This is a genomic window from Aquipuribacter aurantiacus, from assembly GCF_051216895.1.
In the GTDB taxonomy this organism is placed as follows: Bacteria; Actinomycetota; Actinomycetes; order Actinomycetales; family JBBAYJ01; genus Aquipuribacter.
This window is the reverse complement of record NZ_JBPKAO010000006.1, coordinates 217,116-224,702: the sequence shown is the minus strand read 5'-3', so window position 1 is coordinate 224,702 and position 7,587 is coordinate 217,116. Positions and strand designations below refer to the sequence as shown.

The 7,587-nt window shown below is 74.6% G+C and carries 4 protein-coding genes, 2 tRNA genes and 1 pseudogene; 5 read left to right on the top strand and 2 right to left on the bottom strand.

The genetic code is table 11. The annotated features are described in order from the left end of the window. Positions 1 to 21 precede the first annotated feature (21 nt). Complete coding sequence (locus ACR80Q_RS10755) at positions 22 to 2,112, bottom strand: hypothetical protein (RefSeq protein ID WP_435377598.1); 2,091 nt, start codon at positions 2,110 to 2,112, stop codon at positions 22 to 24. Positions 2,113 to 2,458: 346 nt separating this feature from the next. On the opposite strand from ACR80Q_RS10755, the gene ACR80Q_RS10750 reads away from it, so the two are divergent. Both ACR80Q_RS10750 and ACR80Q_RS10745 read left to right on the top strand, forming a co-directional pair. Beyond that, a tRNA-Gln gene (locus ACR80Q_RS10750) sits at positions 2,459 to 2,530 on the top strand. Positions 2,531 to 2,587: 57 nt separating this feature from the next. Then, positions 2,588 to 2,660, top strand: a tRNA-Glu gene (locus ACR80Q_RS10745). Between the two features lie 224 nt (positions 2,661 to 2,884). On the opposite strand, the pseudogene ACR80Q_RS10740 reads toward ACR80Q_RS10745, so the two are convergent. Continuing rightward, positions 2,885 to 3,598, bottom strand: a pseudogene (locus tag ACR80Q_RS10740) (IclR family transcriptional regulator); the annotation flags it as partial. A 107-nt stretch (positions 3,599 to 3,705) separates the two neighbouring features. Between ACR80Q_RS10740 and leuC the strand changes: the two are divergent. From leuC to ACR80Q_RS10725, 3 genes are read left to right on the top strand one after another with little or no spacing between them, the layout of a single operon-like run. Continuing rightward, on the top strand, positions 3,706 to 5,121 hold the full coding sequence (leuC, locus tag ACR80Q_RS10735; protein ID WP_435377597.1) for a 3-isopropylmalate dehydratase large subunit: 1,416 nt from the start codon (positions 3,706 to 3,708) through the stop codon (positions 5,119 to 5,121). Positions 5,122 to 5,134: 13 nt separating this feature from the next. Beyond that, positions 5,135 to 5,734, top strand: coding sequence for a 3-isopropylmalate dehydratase small subunit (leuD, locus tag ACR80Q_RS10730; protein ID WP_435377596.1), 600 nt, complete (start codon positions 5,135 to 5,137; stop codon positions 5,732 to 5,734). Between the two features lie 57 nt (positions 5,735 to 5,791). After that, a complete protein-coding gene (locus ACR80Q_RS10725; protein ID WP_435377595.1) occupies positions 5,792 to 7,570 on the top strand; it encodes an HU family DNA-binding protein in 1,779 nt (592 codons plus the stop codon). The last annotated feature ends 17 nt before the right edge of the window (positions 7,571 to 7,587 follow it).

The following is a 7,587-nucleotide window of genomic DNA, read 5'->3' as shown; positions in this document are numbered from 1 at the left end:
TCCCCCCCTGCCCGGACGCCGTCAGGCCAGCGGGGCGACCCAGGCCTGCACGGGCAACGGCCGCACCGTGAGCGGACGCTCCTCGAGCAGCCGCTCGGGCTCGGTGGTGGACAGGTCCACCACCAGCGGCATGGTCCGTCCGGTGGCGTCGGCCACGAGCTGGGCGCTGGCCTGGTCGCCGACCATGACCGCCGGCGTGTAGCCGTTGGTGCGAGCCGCGTCGGCGGCGCGGGCCAGGACGTCCCCGAGCGTCTGCTCGCTGCCGGCGGCCGGGGTCTCGATGCCGACCAGGGGTACCCCGCACCTCGCCCGCACGACCGGCGCCCACTCCACGCGACCCCGGAAGCCCACCGACAGCAGCGCGGGGCGCGGGCCGGCCTCCTCGAGCGCGGTGCAGACCGCCTCCGTGGCGTCCACCTGGCCGATCTCCGTCCGGGTCGTCGCGAGCGGCAGCGTGGCGGCCGCGGTCGGCACCAGCACCATCACGGCCAGCGCGGCGGCCGCCACCGGGCGCAGCAGCGCCCCCGGCCGGCCCTCGGTGGTGCCGTCAGGACCGCGGCGACCCCGTGCCAGCCAGGTGATGGCGGCCGTGGCCGCGAGCACCAGGAACGGGTAGGTGACGGTGACGTAGCGACGGTCCGCCCACGGGTGGTCCGGGGTGATCGCCGGCCGGTGCAGCGACACGACCGTCACCGCGACGGCCACGGCCGTCGGCAGCAGCCAGCCCGGCAGCGGTCCGGGGCGCAGCGCCGCCCGCACACCTCGGTGCACCAGCACCACGGCGGCCACGGAAGCCAGCACCACCGTCACGGGGCCGAGCCACCAGACCAGCCACTGCACCGACATCTCGGAGTACGTCCGCAGACCGTCCACCGGCAGGCCCTGCTGGCTCTGCAGCGCCGCCACGAAGTCGTCCATCCCGGGCAGGTAGGGGTCCAGCCGTCGGTCCACGAGCCACAGCGGCCGGCTCGCGAGGACAAGACCGACCCCGGCGACCAGACCGGCCGCGAGCCCGGGGAGCAGGTCGGCCGCACGCCTCGCCGCGGCCGGCGCACCGCCCTGCCAGCGCTCCTCCAGCCGGCGGCCGACCACCACCCCCGCGACCGACAGCACCGCGAGCACGGCGCCGACCACGACGAGCGGCCCGAGCGAGCTGGCGACGGAGCTGACGTACGGCGAGGACCACCAGGTCGTCGCGAGGGCCGCCGGCAGCCCGGTCAGCGCCGCCCCGACCAGCAGCGGGACGCCCGCGGGGTGCCGCCGGCCGATCAGGAACGCGGCCAGCGGCACCAGCAGCACCAGCTCGCGGACCGCGTCGATGCGGACGAACAGGTTGGCCCCCAGCAGCGCCCCGGCCACGAGGGCGGTGAGCCGGGGCCGGCGGGCGGTCGTCGTGGCCACCACCAGCAGGGTCGTCCCCGTGAGCACGTAGAGCAACGAGAACGGCTCCGAGAACGTCTGCCTCGCGACGAGCAGGACCGGCTGGCTCAGGCCCAGGACCAGGACGGCGAGCAGCGCGGGGACGTGACCGAGCAGGTGGGCGGCCAGACCGGAGAACGCGAGGAGGGCGAGGGCGGCCACCACGGCCGGCAGCACCATCAGCCCGCCCCAGCCGCCGACCCACCAGGCCGTGCTGAGCAGGGCTGGCACCCCGACCAGGAACTGGGGGACCACCGACAGGGTCGCGGCACCGTCCGCGCCGGTGCCGGTGCCGGGGACCGCGTACTGCGCGGCCGCGCTGACCCGCACCCAGGGGTCGTCCGCCGCCAGCCCGAAGACGTCCAGGCCGGGGTCGAGCGGCACGCCACCGAAGCGGGCCAGTGCCAGCGCGTAGGTGGCGTAGGCCCCGGGGTCACGGCGGACGACGACGTGCTCGCCGTGGGTGAGCGCGGCCCACAGCCCGAACCCCGCGCACAGCACGAGCAGCGGCAGCGCCGTGCGCCACGGCAGCCGGGGCAGGGGCAGCCGGGGCACCAGGGCCACGGCCAGCGCCACCCCGACCAGGGCGGCCGGGCCGGCGGTCCAGGGGCTCCACCAGCCCAGGTGCTGGGTGAGCCCGGCCGCGGCCATGACGGGGACGGCGACCAGCGCCACGACCAGCGGAAGAGCCACGACGACCGCGGTCCCGACCGGGGCCGGACGCGAGGCGTCGACCAGGCCGTCGCCTGCGGCACCGGTCCGGGCGCCGGTCTGGGCACGGGGCTGGGAACTGGCCGGAGCGCCCGTCTGGGCACTGGCCGGAAGGCCGGTCGAGCTGTCACGGGGGCCGGGGTGCGCACCGGGCGCGGGCGTGGTCAGCAGGTCCCCCAGGTGCGTCGGTCGTGCGCGGCGATGTCGGCGGCCCAAACCTAGGCCGTGCGGCGTGACGCGCCACGCGGTCCGGGCGCGGTTTGGACGCCGTTCCGAGGTCGGCTACCATCGCACGGTCGCGACAACGCCTAGGCGGGGTCCGATCCCATGGGGTATGGGGTAATTGGCAGCCCAACTGATTCTGGTTCAGTTAGTCTAGGTTCGAGTCCTGGTACCCCAGCAGGTGAGTTCGCCCTCAGATCCTGGGGTAGTCTTCACCGGCCCGCAAGGGCAGCCTGGCCCCGTCGTCTAGCGGCCTAGGACGCCGCCCTCTCAAGGCGGTAGCGCCGGTTCGAATCCGGTCGGGGCTACATCGACGAAGGCCCGCTCCAGCAGGAGCGGGCCTTCGTCGTACCCGGGCCCGGTTGCCCGGCCGCCGCCGGGGCGGGCGACCTCAGCCGGCCGCGGGGCGGGTCACGACGCGGTGCTCCTGCCGGGCCCCCGGACGCACGGTGCGGGCCGTGCGGTACGCCGGCGGCGCGGGCGGCAGCGGGCCGACCGTGGGGGTGGCGGCCACGACGGACACGACGTCCCCGCCCGCCCGTCGCAGCGCCTCCGTGAGCCGGTTGGCCGCGGCCATGACGGCGGGGGCGTGGAGCCGGCCGGGCTGCCGAGAGAACCGCTCGATCGGTCCGGACACCGACACCGCGGCCACCACGCGCCCGTGCCCGTCGCGCACGGGAGCTGACACGGAGGCGACGCCGGGCTCGCGCTCGCCGACCGACTGGGCCCAGCCGCGTCGGCGGACCTGCGACAACGAGGTCGCGGTGAACCGCGCGCCGATCAGGCCCTTGTGCAACCGGTCCGGCTCCTCCCAGGCCAGCAGCACCTGTGCCGCCGACCCGGCGAGCATGGTCAGGGTCGCGCCGACCGGCACGGTGTCGCGGAGCCCGCTGGGCCGCTCGACCGCGGTCACGCAGACCCGGTGCTCGCCCTGGCGGCGGTACACCTGCGCGCTCTCGCCGGTGTGGTCGCTCAGGGCGTGCAGGACGGGCGTCGCGGCGGCGAACAGCTTGTCCTCGCCCGCGGACGCCGAGAGCTCGGCGATCCGGGGACCGAGGACGAAGCGCCCGCTGACGTCGCGGGCGACCAGGCGGTGGTGCTCCAGGGCCACGGCCAGCCGGTGCGCCGTGGGTCGGGCCAGGCCGGTCGCCTCGACCAGCTGGGCCAGGGTCACGGGACCGCCCTCGAGCGCTCCCAGCACGATGGCGGCCTTGTCCAGGACGCCGACTCCGCTACTCTTGTCCACGAGTCGATATTGCCGTCTCGACATGTGGATGGCAAGCGCCGCAGCGGAGATGCTTCGGCGGAAGGCACCACGAGGGCGGCCCCAGGCCGCGCGGGAGGTCACCCAGGATGAGCAGGACGCTCGCCGAGAAGCTGTGGGACGCGCACGTCGTGCGCAAGGGGTCGGGGGACGAACCCGACCTGCTCTACATCGACCTGCACCTGATCCACGAGGTGACCAGCCCGCAGGCCTTCGACGGCCTCCGGCTCGCCGGGCGGGGCGTCCGTCGACCCGACCTGACGATCGCCACCGAGGACCACAACGTGCCGACCACGCCCGGGGTCGGTCGCGACATCCCGATCGACGACCCGGTGAGCCGGACCCAGGTGGACGCGCTGCGGACCAACTGCGCGGAGTTCGGCGTGCGGCTGCACCCGCTGGGCGACGTCGAGCAGGGCATCGTCCACGTCGTCGGACCGCAGCTCGGGCTCACCATGCCCGGCGTGACCGTCGTGTGCGGCGACAGCCACACCTCCACCCACGGCGCGTTCGGCGCCCTGGCGTTCGGCATCGGCACCAGCGAGGTCGAGCACGTCCTCGCCACGCAGACGCTCCCGCTGCGCCCGTTCCGCACGATGGCCATCACCATCGACGGCCGGCTGCCCGTCGGGTCGACGTCCAAGGACATCATCCTGGCCGTCATCGCGAAGATCGGGACCGGCGGCGGACAGGGCTACGTCCTGGAGTACCGCGGCGAGGCCATCCGGCAGCTGTCGATGGAGTCCCGCATGACGATCTGCAACATGTCGATCGAGGCCGGCGCCCGCGCCGGGATGATCGCGCCCGACGACACGACGTTCGAGTACCTCAAGGGTCGTCCCCACGCCCCCGAGGGTGCCGACTGGGACGCCGCGGTCGAGTACTGGCGCACCCTGCGCACCGACGACGACGCGACGTTCGACGCGGAGGTCGTCCTGGACGCCGCCGACATCGAGCCGTTCGTCACCTGGGGCACCAACCCCGGCCAGGGCCTGCCGCTGTCCGCGTCGGTCCCGGACCCCGCGAGCATCGCCGACGCCGGGGTACGGGCGAGCGCCGAGAAGGCCCTGGCCTACATGGACCTGACGCCCGGCACCCCGCTGCGCGACATCGCGGTCGACACCGTGTTCATCGGCTCCTGCACCAACGGTCGGATCGAGGACCTCCGGGCCGCGGCGGAGGTCGTCCAGGGCCGGGCCAAGCACCCCGACGTCCGCGTCATGGTCGTGCCCGGGTCGGCCCGGGTCCGGCTCGACGCGGAGGCCGAGGGCCTGGACGTGGTGTTCAAGGACTTCGGGGCGGAGTGGCGCAACGCGGGCTGCTCGATGTGCCTGGGCATGAACCCCGACCAGCTCGCCCCCGGCGAGCGCAGCGCGTCGACGTCCAACCGCAACTTCGAGGGCCGGCAGGGCAAGGGCGGGCGCACCCACCTGGTGAGCCCGCTCGTCGCCGCGGCCACGGCCGTGCGCGGCACGCTGTCCAGCCCCGCCGACCTCGAGAACTGACAGGAGACCCGACATGGAACCGTTCACCACCCACACCGGCGTCGGTGTCCCGCTGCGGGCCAGCAACGTCGACACCGACCAGATCATCCCCGCCGTCTACCTCAAGCGGGTCTCGCGCACGGGGTTCGAGGACGGGCTGTTCTCGGCCTGGCGCAACGACCCGACCTTCGTGCTCAACCAGGAGCCGTACCGGGCCGGCAGCGTGCTGGTGGCCGGACCCGACTTCGGCACCGGTTCCTCCCGTGAGCACGCGGTGTGGGCGCTCAAGGACTACGGCTTCCGGGTCGTGCTGTCGTCGCGCTTCGCCGACATCTTCCGCGGCAACTCCGGCAAGCAGGGGCTGCTCGCAGGACAGGTGGCCCAGGACGACGTCGAGATGCTGTGGAAGATCCTGGAGACCGAGCCGGGCACGCAGGTGACCGTCGACCTGCAGGCGCGTGAAGGTCGCTGCCAGGAGTTCGTGTTCCCGGTCGGGGTGGACGACTACACCCGGTACCGGCTGCTGGAGGGCCTCGACGACATCGGCATCACGCTGCAGCACGCGGCCGCCATCGACGAGTTCGAGACCTCGCGGGAGGCCTGGCGGCCGACCACCCTGCCCGTCCGGCACTAGGGGACGGGCAGGGCCGGGCGGGCCGGCGGGAGGGCCGGCCGCGGTGGGACGCGGCCCGTGCCGCTGCGGCCCGCCGCGTGGACCCGGCGGCCGGTGGGTCGTAGCGTGGGTAGACCCAGCACGCCGACGTCGCCAGGAGGCACCGTGAACAGGTCCGATCTCATCGACGCGATCGCCGAGCGCATAGGCGACCGGAAGAAGGCCAAGCAGGCGGTCGACGCGCTCGTCGAGTCGATCACCGACGCGGTGGCTCGCGGTGAGAAGGTCGCGGTCAGCGGCCTCGGGACCTTCGAGCGTGCCTACCGGGCCGCCAGCGACGAGAAGACGAACGTCGCCGGGGTGACCGTGCCCAAGTTCGAGCCGGCCAAGGGCTTCAAGGTGCTGGTGGACGAGGCCAAGGGCCTCGGCGAGCAGGCCATCGCGGCCGCCGCCGCCGCGGTCGCCGAGGGCAAGAAGGCCGCGCAGGTCAGCAAGGTGGCCAAGAAGGCGCAGGTCAAGGCCGAGAAGAAGTACGGCAAGAAGGCTCGCCCGTCGACGCCCCCCGCCCCGCCGGAGGTGGTCGTCCCCGCGCCCGACGCCAACGCGTCCACGGCGAAGAAGGCCACCGCGACGAAGGCCACGGCGAAGGAGACTGCGGCGACGAAGACCGCGGCGAAGAAGACCGCCGCCGCGAAGCCCGCTGCGACGAAGACGGCTGCGAAGAAGACGGCGGCGAAGAAGGCGTCGGCGAGCGGGGGGCCGGCGAAGACCACCGCGAAGAAGGCCACGGCGAAGGAGACCGCGGCGACGAAGACCGCGGCGAAGAAGACCGCCGCCGCGAAGCCCGCTGCGACGAAGACGGCTGCGAAGAAGACGTCGGCGAAGAAGGCGTCGGCGAGCGTGGGGCCGGCGAAGACCACCGCGAAGAAGACCACCGCGAAGAAGACCACCGCGAAGAAGACCACCGCGAGCACGTCGACCACCACCCCGTCGACCGCGAAGAAGGCCGCCTCGAAGCGGACCACGGCGAGCTCGACCACCGCCACGAAGGCGTCTCCGGCCGCAGCGGCGGCAAAGCGGACCACGGCGGGCTCGCGCACCGCGAAGAAGGCGTCTGCGGCTCCGGCGGCGGCGAAGCGGACCACGGCGGGCTCGCGCACCGCGAAGAAGGCGTCTGCGACTCCGGCGGCGGCGAAGCGGGCCACGGCCAGCTCGACCACGGCGAGCTCGACCACCGCGAGCCCGACCACCGCGAAGAAGGCGTCTCCGGCCGCAGCGAAGCGGGCGACGGCGAGCTCGACCACCGCGAAGAAGGCGACGTCCCCCAGCAGCACCGCTGCCAGCAGCCCGGCGTCGACGAGCGGCAGCGCGTCCCCCTCCAGCGCCTCCCCGTCCGCCTCGGCACCGGCCTCGACCGCCTCCGCCTCCGCCACGCCCGCCACCCCCGCGAAGAAGGCGACCCCCGCGAAGAAGGCGACCCCCGCGAACACGGCCACCGCCGCGAAGCGCGCCACCCCCGCGAGGAAGACGGCGTCGACGGCCGGCGGCGCAGCCAAGAAGACCACCTCCTCGCGCAGCGGCCGCACCCCCGCCCGCCGTCCGGCCGTCCGTGCCGACGCCGCCGCGTCCTCCGGCGGCTCGGGCACCCCCTCCGCTCCGGCCTCCGGCACGACGGCCGCCGCAACCGGTTCGGCAGCCTCCGGTCCCGCGACCTCCGCTCCTGCCGCTCCCGCGGCGGCACCGACCTCGGGTCCCACGACCGGGTCCTCCGGCACGTCCGGTCCGACGGCGCCGCCGGCCCCCTCGGCTCCCGCGCTCTCGGCCCAGGAGACGACCGGCTCGACCTCGGGATCCTGACCACCACGGATGCGACG

Coding starts and splice junctions, on each gene's coding strand:
- leuD (WP_435377596.1), top strand. CDS start 5,135: ATGGAACCGTTCACCACCCACACCGGCGTCGGTGTCCCGCTGCGGGCC.
- leuC (WP_435377597.1), top strand. CDS start 3,706: ATGAGCAGGACGCTCGCCGAGAAGCTGTGGGACGCGCACGTCGTGCGC.